The organism is Cytobacillus oceanisediminis 2691, assembly GCF_007678455.1.
GTDB lineage: Bacteria > Bacillota > Bacilli > Bacillales > Cytobacillaceae > Mesobacillus > Mesobacillus oceanisediminis_A.
In genome coordinates, this window is record NZ_VEEP01000366.1 from 1 (window position 1) to 242 (window position 242).

At 45.5% G+C, this 242-nt stretch carries 1 protein-coding gene; it reads left to right on the top strand.

Going from position 1 to position 242, the window contains the following annotated elements; all coding sequences use genetic code 11:
* Positions 1-156: a PTS transporter subunit IIC gene (locus FS736_RS25655; protein ID WP_395883968.1), complete on the top strand. Its 156-nt coding sequence runs from the start codon at positions 1-3 to the stop codon at positions 154-156.
* Positions 157-242: the final 86 nt, after the last annotated feature.

Here is a 242-nt window from a genome sequence, read left to right on the forward strand (position 1 = left end):
ATGGGTCTATACTGGACCATTGAGCCGGGGTTGACGGAGTGGTTCATGCGTAAAATTAGTGGGAATGAGAATATGGGAGTGGGGGATACATGTGGATGTGTGGGAGTTGTTGGAGGAGTTGTGGGTAAAATTGGAGGGAAGAAAGAAAAGGATTGAGAAAAAATGAAGGTGGGAAAGGGCGTTGAATTGGTTCGGGATTGAAATGTTATTACAGGATTGAGAATGGGGCTGGTTTTGCTGGT